Raw genomic sequence first — 15,547 nt, forward strand, 5'->3', positions numbered from 1 at the left:
TACCAATTCCATGCGAAAAATTCCGACCAATTCCCGGGAGCCCACGGCGCGCAAGGCCGAGGTGCCGCTCGACCTCGCCGGCCCGCACGTCACTCCCGGCGCGGCTTCGCAGCAGCGGCTTTATCAGGCGCTGTGCCACGCGATCGTCGGCGGCCTCGTCAAGCCGGGCGAGCCGCTGCCGCCGTCGCGCGCGCTCGCCAAGCAGACCGGCTTCCGCCGCAACGCCGTCACCACGGCCTATGAGCGGCTGATCGCCGACGGCTTTGCGGTGGCAACCACGGGCTCCGGAACCTTCGTCGCGGCGCGCATTCCGGCGCAGGTCGCCGCGCCGCGCCGCGCAAGGATCGCGATCGAGCCGCCACAGCACAATGCGCTGTCGCTCGGCTGCACGCATATCGACGAGCGCGCGCTGCAGCGCTTCCGCGCCTTTGCCGGCCGCAGGCTGCGCGCGTTCGGGTCCGAGCATCTGCATTACGGCGATCCCCGCGGCAGTAGCGAGCTGCGCGCGGCGATATCGGACCATCTTCTGTCGGCGCGCGGGCTGCGCTGCGACCCCGACCAAATCATGCTGGCGTCCGGCACGCTGCATGCCCTGCGCATCGTGCTCGGGGCGATCCTCAAGCCCGGCGACCAGGTCTGGTGCGAAGACCCCGGCTATCCGGCGGCGCGGCGCGCGATCGAGCATTGCGGCTATCGTCCGGTGTCGGTGCCGGTCGACATGTCGGGCATGCGCATCGACAAGGGGCGAGCGTCCGCGCCGCAAGCGCGCGCCGCCTATGTCACGCCCTCGCACCAGTTTCCGCTCGGCGTGCAGATGTCGATGCCGCGCCGGCTCGAGCTGCTCGACTGGGCACGGGACGCCGGCGCTTTCGTGTTCGAGGACGACTACGACAGCGAGTTCCGCTACGACGGCGCGCCGCTGTTGTCGCTCGCCGGCATCGATCATCTGCGCCGCGTGATCTACATGGGCACGTTTGCGAAGACGCTGTTTCCCGGATTGCGGATCGGCTATTGCGCCCTGCCCGAAGCCTTGATCGGCCCGGTGACGGCGGCGCGCGCCGCGCTCGACCGCTTTCCCGCCACTTTGATGGAAGGCGCGGTCGCCGACATGCTGAACTCCGGCGCGTTCGCGGCCAACTTGCGCAAATCGCGCAAACTCTATCGCGAGGCGCGCGACGTCCTGGCGTCGACGCTTGCCAATGCATCGGAGGGCGAGCTCACGGTTCCCGTGCCCTCGCAGGGCCTTCACCTAGTGGCGCGGCTCGATCCCGCGACCGATCCGCTGATTGCCGCGCAGGCAAAGGCTAATGCCGGCGTCGGCGGCTGGCTGCTCGCCGAGACCTATCATCGCGCACCGCCACTGCCCGGCTTCGTGCTGGGATTTTCCGGCCATCCGGTTCCGCAACTCGTCGCGTCGGCGGAACGACTGGCGAAGACTACGCTCGCCGCGCTGCGCGCGACGCGCAAGACATCGGTCAAGCCATCCGCCAAGCCGCAGCGCTCTAGGAGAATCGCAGTCACCTGACTAAGGTCGCCCGCGTTCAGTCAGTGTCCGCTTACGGAGATACCGGATGCCAAATCGCAACGTCCTGTATCTCGTGATCGCCGCGCTGGTCGTGATCGCAGGCATGCTCGGCTACAATCTTTATCAGGCGAACAAGCAGCCCGAAGGCCTTCAGATCAATGTCGGCCCCGACGGGCTCAAGATCCAGAACAAGTGAAGGAGGCCGCGATGCCGCGCTTGGGATTCGTCGCGCTGGTCAGCGTCGCGGCTCTTGGCGCGATGGCTCAATCCGCCGCTGCAGAGCAGTCCTACATGCGTGAGGGCGACATCGTCGATCTGCGGGTCGGCCAGCGCGTCCTTGTCGATGACGGCTCGTGCCCGGCCGGGCAGATCAAGCAGGTCGTCGGCTCCAGGCTGAGCGAGAACGGCGTGGTGCGGACCCGCAGCTGCGTGCCGCGCCTCGCCAAAAAGTAAAACGCCCCGCTGTCGCGAGGCGGTGCGGTCCTCATTGCTTTGATGCTCAGCTCAGTTCGAGACCGGCTCGAACATGCATTGCAGGGTCGGCTTGGCGATCTTGGTGAAGGTCGGGCCGATCTCGCCCTGCTTGGACGGCGGCACCCAATCGGTCTCGATGGTCGGCACGCCGGTCTCGCTGATGCCGCGCAGCAGCGCCTGGCGCAGGTCGGGATCGTCCACGGTCGCGGCGGCGTGGTCGTGCAGGCAGCCGCACACGGCCTCGGGATGCGCCCAACGGCCGAGCATATGGGGCGCGCATTGCCGCACGAACTCGTCGCGCGGTTCAGGCACGCGGTACAGCGAGCGGATCTGCATCGATTCGAGGGGGAGCTGGGATTGGGCCTGCGCGGCGCCCGCCAAGGGCCCCATTAGGACAAGCGATGCCAACATCGCGGCGGAACAGATACGGAGCACCATTGGGAGAGCCTTTACCGGCAGTTCTGTTTTTTGCGTCGCGCTCAGTTGGCCTGTGCCATCACCATCGGGACCGGGGTGACTACCGGCGAGCCGTTATAGGAGAAGGTGCCGATCCCGGGCAAACCGCTGTCCGGCGAGCCTGCCATCGACGAGCCGGCCATCACAAAGGCGAAGGCGAGGATCAGGCTCATGGTTCGCATCTGACAGTCTCCGTTATTCCGCTCGGCATCCGGCGCCGTTGTGTGACGGTCTGATAACGATCTGCCGTTTCCGGAGTTCTGCGGAACAAGCCGAAAATGGTTTCGTCGGACCTGGAATTGTTTCGTCGACCAGCGGTCCACGAAACATTCGGCGGAAAACACCAATGATTTCAGCGGCAGGAGCGTGGCTGATAGGCTGTTGAAAACTTCGCGCGACAATGCCGGACCCCGGCCACTGCCGGAGCGAGGGCCAATTATGCGTGCAAACTGAACGAGCTAGCGCGCTTTGTTAACTTTCCTCTGCTGAGAGGAGAAGCAGCACAGCAAGGGCGGCGTGAACCGGGCGACGGTTTGGCCGACTCATATTTGGGCGCCGTGCAACCATCTTCGCGGTGGCACGTTGTCGTGATCACTCCCGATCCAACGAAGGATGTCAGTCGTGGGCAATGGCAACATCGGTGTTGGCAATGAATCCGCGGCGAGCAAATCCGGCCAGCAACAGATGACGGCCGCGATGCCGCAGCAAGGCGCCTATGTGATGGGCGACAATGAGTGCGCGCCGCAGAAGCTGGTCCGCCTCGTCGGCTGCCGCGACTCGAAGGTCAAGCCGGCCCTTGGCATCAGCGCGAAGCAGTTCGGGCAAACCGAGCGCTAGCTCGCCCGCCGCCTCAGCCGCCTGGGCCAAGCCCCTGCTCCAGCTACTGAATGAACTCGCCGCACTTCTGCACGGCAGCATCGGCCGCGCCCCACGGCATGATCGGCACCGACGACGTCGAGTTCTTTGGCGAGCCCTCGATCAGGCGGTCCGAATAGACCATGTAGACCAGCACATTGCGCTTGGCGTCGCAGCCGCGCACGATCTGCATCTTCTTGAAGAACAGCGACCGGCGCTTGCTGAACATGTCGTCGCCCTGGCCGAGCTTGGTCTTGAAGCGGATCGGCCCGATCTGCCGGCAAGCCAGCGAGATATCGGAGACTTCCTCGGCAAGGCCAAGCCAGCCCTTGAAGCCGCCCCTCTCCGGCACCGTGAAGTGACAGGCGACACCCTCGACCTCGGGATCGTCGACGCCATAGGTCGCGAGCTTATCGTTGGGGCTCACCCATTTGAACACGGTGGAGCGGCGGAAGATCAGGTCCGGCTCGTCGGCCGCGACCGCAGGACCCGCCTGCCCCAAAGCCAGCAACATCAGCAGCACCGCGCATCCCCAGCGAGACAACCGTCGCAGGTCACACAAGCTCACAGTTCTCGATGTCATTGAGGTCTCCGGGGTGGGTCCCGCCTATGTAGTGCGCAAACGCCGCACAGGAAGGCGCTGACAGTTCGGTGATCGAACGCGGCGCTTTAACCTCTTGTGAGGCTTTTTTGTTACTCTTTCGTCGAAAATACCGCCCTCACGGAAGGGTTAGATCGCTTGCGCTGGTGAACGCGTTGTGCGTCTGCGACAACCAACAGGTAGTCTGGACTGGGATTCGGAATATGCGCGCAGGTGGACGGCGGATTTCGATTTTTGATTTCGCGAATGAGCGGTTCTGGCAGCTTGCAATTCTGACGACCGCCGGCACCGTCGCCGCCTCCACGCAGGCCGATGCAGCGCTCTATTACTGGAACCGCGACTCCGCCTTCTACGGCGAATACGAGCCGATGCCGCTGCCCCAGCCGCACCGGCAAAAGCCGAAGCGCAGCACAGCCAAGAAGAATCCGGCGATCGAGAAGGAGGCCGGCAGCAAGCCGCAAGGTCCCCTGATCATCTCGGTCTCGATCGACCAGCAGCGGGTCAGCCTCTACGACGCCAATGGCCTCTATGCCGAGAGCCCGGTGTCAACGGGCATGAAGGGGCACTCGACCCCAATGGGTGTCTTCAGCGTCATCCAGAAGCAGAAGTATCACCAGTCCAACATCTATAGCGGCGCGCCGATGCCCTATATGCAGCGCATCACCTGGTCGGGCATTGCCATGCACGCCGGTGTGCTGCCCGGCTATCCGGCGTCCCATGGCTGCATCCGCATGCCGATGTCGTTCGCGGTCAAGATGTACAATTGGACGCGGATGGGTGCCCGCGTGTTCGTCACGCCGGGCACGATCTCGCCGGAGAGTTTCTCGCACCCGCTGCTGGTCACGCAGAAGGTGGCGCCGCAGCAGCCGGTTGCCGACGACATTCTGAAGATGGATGCGCCGCTCGGCGTGAAGAGCGACAAGGGCGCCGACAAGCAGTCCAGTCTCGATTTGCGCAGCAGTGTCGGCCATGCCGCCGCGTCGCTGCGCGACAACACCCACACCGCCGACGCCAGCAGCGCGATGCCGGCAGCGAGTGCGTCGGTGACGATGTCCGATGCGACCTCTTCCACGGCGCGCGACGCCATTGCGGAGAAGATCGCAGCGAACAAGTCCGAGACAGTGAAGCCCGAGACGGCCGCCGCCGACAAGCCGGCCGAGACCAATTCCGCCGGCCACGACAGCAACCCGACCACAGATGACAACACGGTCGGCGAAACCACCGCCGGCACCGACACGCCAAAGAGCGAGGTCTCGGCAAGCGATCCGGTGAAGGCGGAAGCCAAGGCCGACGAGCCGAAGGCGGACGCCGCCATGCCTGGTGCTGCCGAGGCGCCCAAGATCGATGCACCGAAGACCGATGCACCGAAGGCCGCTGACAAACCCGCCGAGGCGGCGACCGCAGCTGATGCGCCCGACGCCAAGAAGGATCCGGCACGGCTGCCGGGCACGGCCAGGATCGACGTGCCGAAGCGCGGCGGCCAGATTGCGGTGTTCATCAGCCGCAAGGATTCCAAGCTCTACGTGCGGCAGAATTTTGCACCGCTGTTCGAGGTGCCGGTGACGATCGCGGCAAGCGACCGGCCGCTCGGCACCCATGTGTTCACCGCACAAGCCGACAAGACCGATCCGAACCTGCTGCGCTGGTCGGTGGTGACGCTGCCGACCCGCAACGTCGCCCGCATCGACGTCGAGGAGCGTGCCTCGCATCGCCGCAAGATCGCGGCCGCAGCGGTGGCCGAGGCCAAGCCGCAGCCGGTGACCAACACCCCGGCCGAGGCGCTCGACCGCATCTCCATTCCGGCCGACGTGATGGCGCGGATCAGCGAAGCTCTCGGCACCGGCGGATCGATCATCGTCTCCGATCTCGGTGTGAACCAGGGCGAGACCGGCGAAGGCACCGACTTCATCCTGCCGCTGCGTTGAGGCGATCGATCCCGGATTGGGCTTCGCGCCATCCGGCCACCCGCTTCCGGCAATAACGCCTTCTTGAAAGCCTGCGCCTCCCCGCCGGATTATGATCCCGACGAACATCTGTTCCGGGGACGAGACCATGATGGACCGCAGGACACTAATTGTGACCGCGATCGCCGCAGCCGCATCATCCCGCCCGCTGCATGCCGAGCAGCCCGCGATGAGCCGGATCACCGCCTACGCCTTCTCATTTCCGGCACCTGGCGGCGGCGATATCAGACTTGCCGACTATGCCGGCCGTCCGTTGATGATCGTGAACACGGCCTCGCTTTGTGGCTTCACGCCGCAATATGCCGGCCTGCAGCAACTCTGGACCGAATTCCGCGATCGCGGCTTCGTCATCATTGGCGTCCCCTCCAATGACTTCGGCGGCCAGGAGCCCGGCGGCCCAACCGAGATCGCCGAGACCGCGCAGCATCAATATGGCGTCACCTTCCCGATCGCGGCGAAAGCAATCGTCCGCGGAACGAGCGCGCATCCGTTCTACCGCTGGGCGGCGGAGGCTCGGCCGAAGGACGTACCGCGCTGGAATTTTCACAAATACCTGATCGGCCGCGACGGCTACATCGCCGACGTTTTCGCTGAGTCGGTTGCGCCCGACGACACGCGCATCAAGACCGGGATCGCACGGGCACTGGCGGCCGCCTGAGATATGACGATAATCCCCGGAATTAACTGATCCGGCGAGGATTTTGGACACGCGCTCGCCACGTTCATTGCCTTGGCGTCGCCACTGCGACTAGGGTACGATCGGTTGGGGGCGAAGCGACCCGGTCGCGGCAATGCCGGCGCCGGGAGCGCGAGCAGCAGGGAACACGCCATGCGCATTGCGACAGGTCTGATTTTTGCGGGGACCGTATCGTTGCTCGCGTCGAGCGCAGCTTGGTCGCAGACGTCGCCCGCCAAGGGCGCTACTGCGGCACCGGCAGCACCAGCGGCCGCGGCTCCCGCGCCCGCCGCCGCAGCCCCGGCACCGGCCACCGCAACCGCTGCCCCGGTTCCGCCGAAGCAACCGCCACAGCCGGCGCGCGCCGCCTGCAACAACCCGAACGCGCTGGGCGTCGGCCGCACGGTCGAGATCGACACCACCGGCGGTCCGGGCTTCGGCTTCGAGCATTTCAAGCAGCTCGACTTCCTGCGCGACCATGAGGTGGTGCTGACCTTCGACGACGGCCCGTGGCCGGGCAACACGCCGGCAGTGCTGAAGGCGCTCGCGGATGAATGCACCACGGGCATCTTCTTTCCGATCGGCAAGCACGCGACCTATCACCCCGAAATCCTGCGGCAGGTCTATGCCGCCGGCCACACGGTCGGCGCCCACACCTGGTCGCACGCCAATCTGAACAACAAGAAGCTGACCGAGGATCAGAAGAAGGACGAAATCGAGCGCGGCTACGCCGCGGTCAAGTGGGCGCTCGAGACCTCACCCTCGCCGTTCTTCCGCTTCCCGGCGCTGCAGCATCCGCCGGAGATGGTGACCTATCTCGGCAACCGCAACATCGCGATCTTCTCCTGCGACCTCGACTCTTTCGACTTCAAGGCGAGCAAGCCGCAGCAGGTGATCGACACCGTGATGAAGAAGCTGAACAAGCTCGGCAAGGGCATCATCCTGATGCACGACTTCCAGAAGCACACCGCGGAAGCCCTGCCCACGCTGCTGACGCAGCTCAAGGCCGGCGGCTACAAGGTGGTCGCGATGCGCGCCAAGTTCCCGGTAACGGTGCTGCCGCAATACGAGCAGGAGCTCGCCAAGGACGTCAAGCTGCCGACCGTAAGCTCGCGCCCGGTGAACAGCGTCGTCACCACCGTCGATCAGCAATAGCGCCGGCGACAATCCTGGTGCCGGCGTTGCGCATCGAAGGCTTCGTCATCGTCTCCGCCGATGGCCGGCTGGCGAATGCGCGGAACGTGATGCCCGACGATCTCAAGATCGAGGGCGACAAGCGGTTCTTCACCGCAGCCCTCGACCGCGCCGACCTCGTCGTGCATGGCCGTCACTCCCAGGAAGAGCAGCCGAATGCGCCAAAGCGGCGGCGCCTGATCCTGACCAGCAAGGTCGCGGCCACCGCGCCCGCCCCCGATAATCCGAAGGCGCTGTTGTGGAATCCCGCCGGCTGCCCGTTCGAGACGGCGAGCCGCGAGGCCGGCGTGACCTCGGGCATGGTCGCGGTCATCGGCGGCCCCGGCGTGTTCGGCATGTTCATGGACCGCTACGACACGTTCTGGCTCTCGGTCGCCCCGAAGGTGCACATCCCCGACGGCGAGCCGTGCTTTCCCGGCGTTCCCGCCCGCACCCCGCAGCAGGTGCTCTCGGCGCACGGCCTGCACGCCGGCGCGCCGCAGCTGATCGATGCCGCGCAGGATGTCAGCGTGACGCCGTGGCGGCGGATGGGTTGAAAGATCGCTGTTCGTAGTCCGTAGGATGGGTAGAGCGCAGCGAAACCCATCGCTACGTGCCAGCCTGGCGCATGATGCCTACGCTGCCGCGTCCTACACGTCCCCATAGGCCGGGTCGTCGCGGCGCGGGCCGCGGCCGTAGCCGGCGATGATGAACAGCGCGCCGATCAGCGACAGGTTCTTCAGCGCATCGATCAGCGTGCTGAGGTTGTCGGGCGCCGGCTGATTCCAGAAGTCATGGAAGTAGAAGGTGGCGAAGCACACGAAGATGATCAGGAGAATCGCGAAGAAACGCGCCAGCACGTTCACCGCGATCATCAGCCCCGCGACGATCTCGAAGCCACCGATCGTGATCGCCAGCAGCTGCATGAAGGGCATGCCGACGGAGGTTTCGATCTGCTGCGTATAGGGCACGACCACGGCCGGGATCGTCACCTTGGCCGCCAGCAGATCCGCCGTCGCCTGGATGCCGAACAGCTTGCTCGCTCCCGAATAGAGGAACAGCACGGCGAACAGGATCCGCCCGAAGGTGATGAACGCTGGCATGAGTCGGCCTCACTGGATGGCAGAAATCGGACGAAGCAGGCGAAGCGATTATGGTCGCTCCACCTGCCTCGATCAAATCGAATCCATCTCGGTTCAAACACGATGCGGAAAGCTGCGCTGCGGTTTTCCGAACATAACGTGCTCAAACAACGGCCGTCAGCCGAACAGCGTCGGCTGCGCGCGGCCGGCGCGCTCTTGGGCTTCGACCGCGGCCACCGCCGTCATGTTGAGGATGCCGCGCGCCGTCACGCCGGGGGTGAGGATGTGCGCCGGGCGCGCCGGACCGATCAGGATCGGCCCCACCGGCAACGCGTTGGCCAGCGATTTGATCATTTGATAGGCGATGTTGGCGGCATCGAGGTTCGGCATGATCAGGATGTTGGCCTCGCCTTCCAGCCGCGACTGCGGCAGCACCAGGCGCCGCGCCGCCGCCGACAGCGCAGTGTCACCCTGCATCTCGCCGTCGGCCTCGATCTCCGGGTGCTTGTCCTTCAGGAGCTGGGTCGCCCGCCGCATCTTGCGCGAGGAATCCGTGTCATAGCTGCCGAAGTCGGAATGTGACACGAAGGCGACCCTCGGCTTGAAGGCGAAGCGCTGGACATGGATCGCCGCGAGCGATGCCACTTCGGCGAGTTCCTCCGCGCTCGGGTTCGGCCGCACCTGGGTATCGGCGAGGAAATGGGCGCCGGTGGAGGTGATCATCAGCGCCAGCGCGGCATAGTCGCTGACCCCCGGCAGGAAGCCGATGATCTCGCGGACATGGCGCAGATGGCTCATGTAGCGGCCCTCGACGCCGCACAGCATCGCGTCAGCCTCGCCGCGCGACACTGCAAGCGCCGCGATCACGGTATTGTTGGTGCGGACCACGGTCCGCGCGGCCTCGGGCGTCACGCCGCGCCGGCCGGCGACGTCGATATAGGACTGCACATAGGAACGGTAGCGCGGATCGTCCTCGGGATTGATCAGGTCGAAATCGCGGCCGGCCTTGATCGACAGGCCGAAGCGCTTGATCCTGGTCTCGACCACCGATGGCCGGCCGACCAGGATCGGTCGCGCCAGCTTTTCCTCGAGCACCACCTGCGTCGCGCGCAGCACACGCTCGTCCTCGCCTTCGGCGTAGATCACGCGCACCGGCTGGGTCTTGGCCTTGGCGAACACCGGCTTCATGGTGAGGCCGGAGCGGAAGGCAAAGCGTTCGAGATTGGCGGCGTATTCGTCGAAATTGGTGATCGGCCGGGTCGCGACGCCGGACTCGATCGCGGCCCTGGCCACCGCCGGCGCGATGCGCAGGATCAGGCGCGGATCGAACGGGCTCGGGATCAGCGAACCGGGGCCGAACCCCTGGGTCTCGCCGCTCTCGAAACCATGGGCCACCGCATCCGACGGCGGATCGCGCGCGAGCTGCGCGATCGCGTCCACGGCGGCATGCTTCATCGCCTCGTTGATCGCGGTAGCGCCGACATCGAGCGCGCCGCGGAAGATGAAGGGGAAGCAGAGCACGTTGTTGACCTGGTTCGGAAAGTCCGACCGTCCGGTGCAGATCATCGCGTCGGGACGCGCCAGACGCGCCTCATCCGGCATGATCTCCGGCACCGGATTGGCAAGCGCCATCACAAGCGGCTTGTCGCCCATCTGCTTGACCATTTCGGGCTTGAGCACACCCGGCGCCGACAGGCCGATGAAGATGTCCGCGCCCGGAATGACGTCGGCGAGCACGCGTGCGTCGGTCTTCTGGGTATAGACCGCCTTCCAGCGATCCATCGTGGTGTTGCGGCCCTCATAGACCACACCATCGATGTCGCAGACCCAGATGTTCTTGCGCTGCGCCCCCATCGAGACCAGCAGATTGAGGGTTGCGATCGCGGCCGCGCCCGCGCCCGAACAGACGATCTTCACGTCAGAGAGTTGCTTGCCGTTCAACAACAGCCCGTTGACGATCGCGGCGGCGACGATGATCGCGGTGCCGTGCTGGTCGTCGTGGAAGACCGGGATCTTCATGCGCTCCTTGAGCTGCGCCTCGATCTCGAAGCACTCAGGTCCGCGGATGTCCTCGAGATTGATGCCGCCGAAGGTCGGCTCCAGCGCGGCGACGGTCTCGACCACGCGCTCGATCGTGTCGGCCTTGATCTCGATGTCGAACACGTCGATGCCGGCGAATTTCTTGAACAGCACCGCCTTGCCTTCCATGACGGGCTTGGACGCCAGCGGACCGATATTGCCGAGACCGAGCACCGCGGTCCCGTTCGAGACCACGGCGACCAGATTGGAGCGGGCAGTCAGCGTTGCCGCCTCGGCCGGGTTCTTGGCAATCTCGGTGCAGGCGGCGGCGACGCCCGGCGAATAGGCCAGCGCCAGGTCTCGCTGGTTGGCAAGCGGCTTGATCGCCTGGATCTCGAGCTTGCCCGGCCGCGGCAGCCGGTGATAGGCGAGCGCGGCGTTATGGAGTTCTTCAGACGATGACGACATGCGTGCTCCCCGCGTTTCCGGCCCAAATTTCTTGTTTCTGTGCTAATTCAGGCGAAAGTCATTTGTCCGGCAAATCGAGCCGGATGTGAAGCATGTCCGGCCGCTTGGATGCAACATCGGATAATGTCCCCGTCAACAGGCCCGGGCCGGCCCGTTCGTGGATGCTGCACCTTCCGGCCGCGGATTGGCAATTTTTTCCCCTTGATCATCCGGAGTTGACCGAATGAAGAAAATTCTGCTCGGCCTGATTGCCGTGGTTGTGATCGCGGCTGCCGGCTTCTTCGGTTTCGACTTCTATGCCCAGCGCCGGGTCACGCGCGACGTCGAGGCCGCCTTCGAGCAGGTCCGTGCCAGCGGCGCCAAGGCGAGCCACGGCAAGATCACGTTCGACGTTAAGAGCCGCACCCTGACGATCGCGGACGTCGCCACCGAGTCGGGGACGCAATCCCCGGTCAGCGTCAAGATTGCCAGTCTCACGATGACCGGCCTCGGTCAAACCGACGCGGCACGGGTCTCCGCCGGCAATGTCGAGTTCAGCGATGTCGAGATCGGCGTGGCAGGACCTACCCCGACGATCACCTCACTGACCTACAAGGCGCCGCGGATCACGGTGAAGGATTATTCCGGCCCCGCCAGCCTGCCCCAGCTTCCAGCCTCGTCGTCGATCTTCGAGCTGTACCGGTCCGCGTTCGGACTGCTTGCGAGCATCAACGCATCATCGGTCGCTGCGCCCAGCCTGACCGGAACGATGACCTTCAGTGCCGCCGCAAAAGCCGGCGACGGCGCCGGCGGCGAATTCGCCTATTCGGGCATCGCCATTGAAAACATGAAGGACGGAAAGATCGCGTCCAGCAAAACCGACAAGGTTGTGTTCACGATCAACCAGCAGGCGGCAGGCAAGCCGATCAAAATGACCGGCGAGCTCGCCAATATCGCCGCGACCGATATCGACGTTGGCGCGATGGCGGCGATATTCGATCCGGGCAAGGCCAACGATGACAGGGAGTACCGGATCCAAGGACACGTTTCGGCCGGTCCTTATGTCATTACCGCTGCGCCCGGCGTGAACATGCGGATCGAGGGCGTGACCGTCGACGACACCAGGATCAATCCGTCACGGATGCAACTGCCGGCGCTGCTGGCAATGATCCCGCCGCAAGGGAGTCCGCCGCCGTCTGCCGCCCAGGCACGCGAACTGCTGGACAAGATCGCCGGCCTATATTCGGGCATCGGAATTGCAAATGCCGAGATGCATGGGCTCTCGGTCGAGACGCCGCAGGGCCCGCTCAAGCTCGCCTCGATGCGGTTCAACTTCGAACACGGCAAGATCGGCGAACTTGCGGTCGAGGGACTCGATACCCGTGCGCCGAACGGTCCCATCAAGGTCGGACGCTTTGCGCTGAAGTCGCTCGACGTCGCCAGCTTCATGCGGCTGTCGGCACAATTCGCCGCGCAGAAGCCGTCGGCCGAACAGGCGCTGGCGCTATTCCCGCTGATCGAAGGCGTCGAGGTCAAAGGCGTCGCGTCGCCCTACAAGGCCACCGGCAAGCCGGTCAACATCGACGTCTTCAGTCTCGACTGGGGTCAGTTCGTCGGATCGATCCCGAGCAAGCTGCGGCTGACCGCGAAGCTGGCGGCACCGCTCGATGCGGCCGATCCGCGGCAGCAACCGTTCGTCGCCGCCGGGATCGACCGGATGGCTGTCGACGCCGATCTCGGCGCTGTCTGGACCGAGACGTCGCGCGTGTTCGTGCTCGAGCCGGTCAAGCTCGACATGGCGGGCCTGCTGAATGCGTCGGCGAAGCTCTCGCTTGGCAACGTGCCGCGCGAGACCTTTTCGGCGAGCGCCGCAGAAGCCATGGGCGCGGCCGCGCAGATCGAAGCCGGCATGATCGAGCTCACGATTCACGACCTCGGCATCATCGACCTCGCTGTCGCCCAGTACGCCCGCACCCGGAACATCAGCCGCGACGAGGCGCGCAAGGTCATCCTCGACGCTATCAAGGCGCAAGGCGCCGAGATCGGCGGAGCCAATCCCGACGCCACCGCGCTCCTCACCGCGATCGGCCAGTTCATCGAGACGCCGGGACAGACGCTGGTCATCAAGCTCACTCCGCGCGCGAAAGCGCCGGCGCTTCAGCTGATGCAGTTGCTCAAGACCGATCCGCAATCGGCGCTGGCGCAATTCCGGATCGAGGCCTCGACGGGGTTGTGATTCCCGTAGCCCGGATGGAGCGAAGCGCAATCCGGGAACAGCGTCGCCGCAGGAGAGACCCGCCCCGGATTTCGCTTTCGCTCCATCCGGGCTACGCACCTCTCCTGCCCGCCTAACCCTTCGCCGGCAGGTTGGTGCGGATGTGAAGCTCCTTGAGCTGCTTCGGGGTTGCTTCCGACGGCGCGCCCATCAGCAAGTCCATGGCCTGCTGGTTCATCGGGAACAGCGAGATCTCGCGCAGATTGTTGGTGCCGCAGAGCAGCATCACGATGCGGTCGAGGCCTGCCGCCATGCCGCCATGCGGCGGGGCGCCGTACTGGAACGCACGGTACATGCCGCCGAAGCGATCGATGACCTCCTGCTCGCCATAGCCTGCGATCTCGAACGCCTTCACCATCGCTTCCGGCTTGTGGTTGCGGATGCCGCCGGAGGCGATCTCGTAGCCGTTGCAGGCGATGTCGTACTGGAACGCCTTGATGGTCAGCGGGTCCTGCGACGTCAGCGCGTCGAGGCCGCCCTGCGGCATCGAGAACGGGTTGTGCGAGAAGTCGACCTTCTTGTTCTCCTCGTCATACTCGTACATCGGGAAGTCGACGATCCAGGCGAGCTCGAACCGGTCCTTGTCGATCAGGTTCAATTCCTCGCCGAGCTTGGTGCGCGCGAGACCCGCGAACTTCCAGAATTTCTCGGGATCGCCGGCGACAAAGAACGCGGCATCGCCTTCCTTGAGGCCGAGCTGGTCGCGGATCGCTGCCGTGCGCTCCGCTCCGATGTTGTTCGCCAGGGGACCCGCGCCCTCGCCGCCCTCGCGCCACATGATGTAGCCGAGGCCGGGCTGGCCTTCGCCCTGCGCCCACGAGTTCATGCGGTCGCAGAACGCGCGGCTGCCGCCGCCGGTACCCGGGATCGCCCAGACCTGGTTCTTCGGGTCCTCCAGCATGCGTGCGAACACCTTGAAGCCGGAGCCGCGGAAGTGCTCGGAGACTTCCTGCATTACGATCTTGTTGCGCAAATCGGGCTTGTCGGAGCCGTATTTGCGCACGGCCTCCGCAAACGGAATCCGCGGCCAGTTCTTCGTGACCGGCTTGCCCTTGGCAAAATCCTCGAACACACCGGTGATCACGGGCTCCATCGCCGCGAACACGTCGTCCTGGGTGACGAAGCTCATCTCGACGTCGAGCTGATAGAACTCGCCCGGCAGACGGTCGGCGCGCGGGTCCTCGTCGCGGAAGCACGGCGCGATCTGGAAGTAGCGGTCGAAGCCCGACATCATCAACAGCTGCTTGTACTGCTGCGGCGCCTGCGGCAGCGCGTAGAACTTGCCGGGATGGATGCGCGACGGCACCAGGAAGTCGCGCGCGCCTTCCGGCGAGGACGCCGTCAGGATCGGGGTCTGGAATTCGAAGAAGCCCTGCTCCTTCATCCGCTTGCGCATGGAATCGACCACCGCGCCGCGGGTCATGATGTTCTGGTGCAGCTTCTCGCGACGCAGGTCGAGGAAGCGGTATTTCAGCCTGATATCTTCGGGATATTCCTGCTCGCCGAACACCGGCAGCGGCAGTTCGGCGGCCGGGCCCAGCACCTCGATCTCCTTGATGTAGACCTCGACCATGCCGGTCGGCAGTTCCGGGTTGTCGGTGCCGGCGGGACGGCGGCGCACCTTGCCGTCGATCCGCACCACCCATTCGGAGCGGAACTTCTCGACCTCGGCGAATGCCGGCGAGTCCGGATCGGCCACGCATTGGGTGATGCCGTAATGGTCGCGCAGATCGACGAACAGCACGCCGCCATGGTCGCGGACCCGGTGAACCCAACCCGAAAGCCGGACCGTCTGGTCGATATCGCCCTCTCGGAGCGCGCCGCATGTGTGTGACCGGTAGCGATGCATAGTCGTTCCAAAAACTGATGTCGGAGGAGAATCGCGATAGGAAACTTCCTATCCGAAGGCGCTGGGTTTACCCGAGCCCGCTCGGGGCGGCAACCAAGGGAACGCCCGCTTTTGGCCCGAAACTGCAGATTTTGCTGCGATCCGGCGCCAG

The 15,547-nt window shown here is 65.1% G+C and carries 15 protein-coding genes; 9 read left to right on the forward strand and 6 right to left on the reverse strand.

The genetic code is table 11. The features are described 5' to 3' along the window. Nucleotides 1-10: 10 nt before the first annotated feature. Genes pdxR through AKL29_RS29825 form a run of 3 tightly spaced genes read left to right on the forward strand, consistent with a single transcriptional unit; the run spans nt 11 to nt 1,978 of the window. Nucleotides 11-1,525 (forward strand): MocR-like pyridoxine biosynthesis transcription factor PdxR, encoded by a 1,515-nt coding sequence (pdxR, locus tag AKL29_RS29820; protein WP_050386617.1) that lies wholly within the window; start codon nt 11-13, stop codon nt 1,523-1,525. Nucleotides 1,526-1,571: 46 nt separating this feature from the next. Continuing rightward, nucleotides 1,572-1,721 carry a hypothetical protein gene (locus AKL29_RS43470; protein WP_167350431.1) on the forward strand — a complete coding sequence of 50 codons (150 nt, stop codon included), beginning with the start codon at nt 1,572-1,574 and terminating at the stop codon, nt 1,719-1,721. Nucleotides 1,722-1,732: 11 nt separating this feature from the next. After that, nucleotides 1,733-1,978, forward strand: coding sequence for a DUF6719 family protein (locus AKL29_RS29825; protein WP_038377224.1), 246 nt, complete (start codon nt 1,733-1,735; stop codon nt 1,976-1,978). 51 nt (nt 1,979-2,029) lie between these two features. Here AKL29_RS29825 and AKL29_RS29830 read toward each other — a convergent pair whose 3' ends face one another. Both AKL29_RS29830 and AKL29_RS43475 read right to left on the reverse strand, forming a co-directional pair. Further along, a complete protein-coding gene (locus AKL29_RS29830) occupies nt 2,030-2,437 on the reverse strand; it encodes a hypothetical protein (RefSeq protein ID WP_018271325.1) in 408 nt (135 codons plus the stop codon). Between the two features lie 41 nt (nt 2,438-2,478). Continuing rightward, nucleotides 2,479-2,637: a hypothetical protein gene (locus tag AKL29_RS43475; RefSeq protein WP_167350432.1), complete on the reverse strand. Its 159-nt coding sequence runs from the start codon at nt 2,635-2,637 to the stop codon at nt 2,479-2,481. A 430-nt stretch (nt 2,638-3,067) separates the two neighbouring features. On the opposite strand from AKL29_RS43475, the gene AKL29_RS29835 reads away from it, so the two are divergent. Further along, complete coding sequence (locus tag AKL29_RS29835) at nt 3,068-3,292, forward strand: hypothetical protein (protein ID WP_028332338.1); 225 nt, start codon at nt 3,068-3,070, stop codon at nt 3,290-3,292. Between the two features lie 43 nt (nt 3,293-3,335). On the opposite strand, the gene AKL29_RS29840 is transcribed toward AKL29_RS29835, so the two are convergent. After that, complete coding sequence (locus AKL29_RS29840; protein ID WP_028332339.1) at nt 3,336-3,893, reverse strand: CreA family protein; 558 nt, start codon at nt 3,891-3,893, stop codon at nt 3,336-3,338. 221 nt (nt 3,894-4,114) lie between these two features. On the opposite strand from AKL29_RS29840, the gene AKL29_RS29845 reads away from it, so the two are divergent. From AKL29_RS29845 to AKL29_RS29860, 4 genes are all read left to right on the forward strand, one after another. Continuing rightward, nucleotides 4,115-5,836 carry a L,D-transpeptidase gene (locus AKL29_RS29845; protein WP_050386619.1) on the forward strand — a complete coding sequence of 574 codons (1,722 nt, stop codon included), beginning with the start codon at nt 4,115-4,117 and terminating at the stop codon, nt 5,834-5,836. Between the two features lie 127 nt (nt 5,837-5,963). Next, nucleotides 5,964-6,533, forward strand: a complete 570-nt coding sequence (locus AKL29_RS29850; protein ID WP_050386758.1) for a glutathione peroxidase — start codon at nt 5,964-5,966, stop codon at nt 6,531-6,533. 171 nt (nt 6,534-6,704) lie between these two features. Then, nucleotides 6,705-7,706 (forward strand): polysaccharide deacetylase family protein, encoded by a 1,002-nt coding sequence (locus AKL29_RS29855; protein ID WP_050386620.1) that lies wholly within the window; start codon nt 6,705-6,707, stop codon nt 7,704-7,706. Between the two features lie 17 nt (nt 7,707-7,723). Then, nucleotides 7,724-8,281 (forward strand): dihydrofolate reductase family protein, encoded by a 558-nt coding sequence (locus AKL29_RS29860; protein WP_050386621.1) that lies wholly within the window; start codon nt 7,724-7,726, stop codon nt 8,279-8,281. A gap of 93 nt (nt 8,282-8,374) precedes the next feature. On the opposite strand, the gene AKL29_RS29865 is transcribed toward AKL29_RS29860, so the two are convergent. Both AKL29_RS29865 and AKL29_RS29870 read right to left on the reverse strand, forming a co-directional pair. After that, the gene (locus tag AKL29_RS29865) at nt 8,375-8,827 is read right to left on the reverse strand and encodes a DoxX family protein (RefSeq protein WP_050386622.1); all 453 of its coding nucleotides are present in this window, start codon (nt 8,825-8,827) and stop codon (nt 8,375-8,377) included. Between the two features lie 156 nt (nt 8,828-8,983). Continuing rightward, entirely contained in the window at nt 8,984-11,293 is a 2,310-nt protein-coding gene (locus AKL29_RS29870) for an NADP-dependent malic enzyme (protein ID WP_028332345.1), read from the reverse strand. Nucleotides 11,294-11,516: 223 nt separating this feature from the next. Here AKL29_RS29870 and AKL29_RS29875 point away from each other — a divergent pair, with 223 nt between their 5' ends. Further along, nucleotides 11,517-13,508, forward strand: a complete 1,992-nt coding sequence (locus AKL29_RS29875; protein ID WP_050386623.1) for a hypothetical protein — start codon at nt 11,517-11,519, stop codon at nt 13,506-13,508. A 112-nt stretch (nt 13,509-13,620) separates the two neighbouring features. Here AKL29_RS29875 and aspS read toward each other — a convergent pair whose 3' ends face one another. Further along, nucleotides 13,621-15,396, reverse strand: a complete 1,776-nt coding sequence (aspS, locus tag AKL29_RS29880; RefSeq protein WP_028332347.1) for an aspartate--tRNA ligase — start codon at nt 15,394-15,396, stop codon at nt 13,621-13,623. Nucleotides 15,397-15,547 lie beyond the last annotated feature (151 nt).

The organism is Bradyrhizobium pachyrhizi (assembly GCF_001189245.1).
GTDB lineage: Bacteria > Pseudomonadota > Alphaproteobacteria > Rhizobiales > Xanthobacteraceae > Bradyrhizobium > Bradyrhizobium pachyrhizi.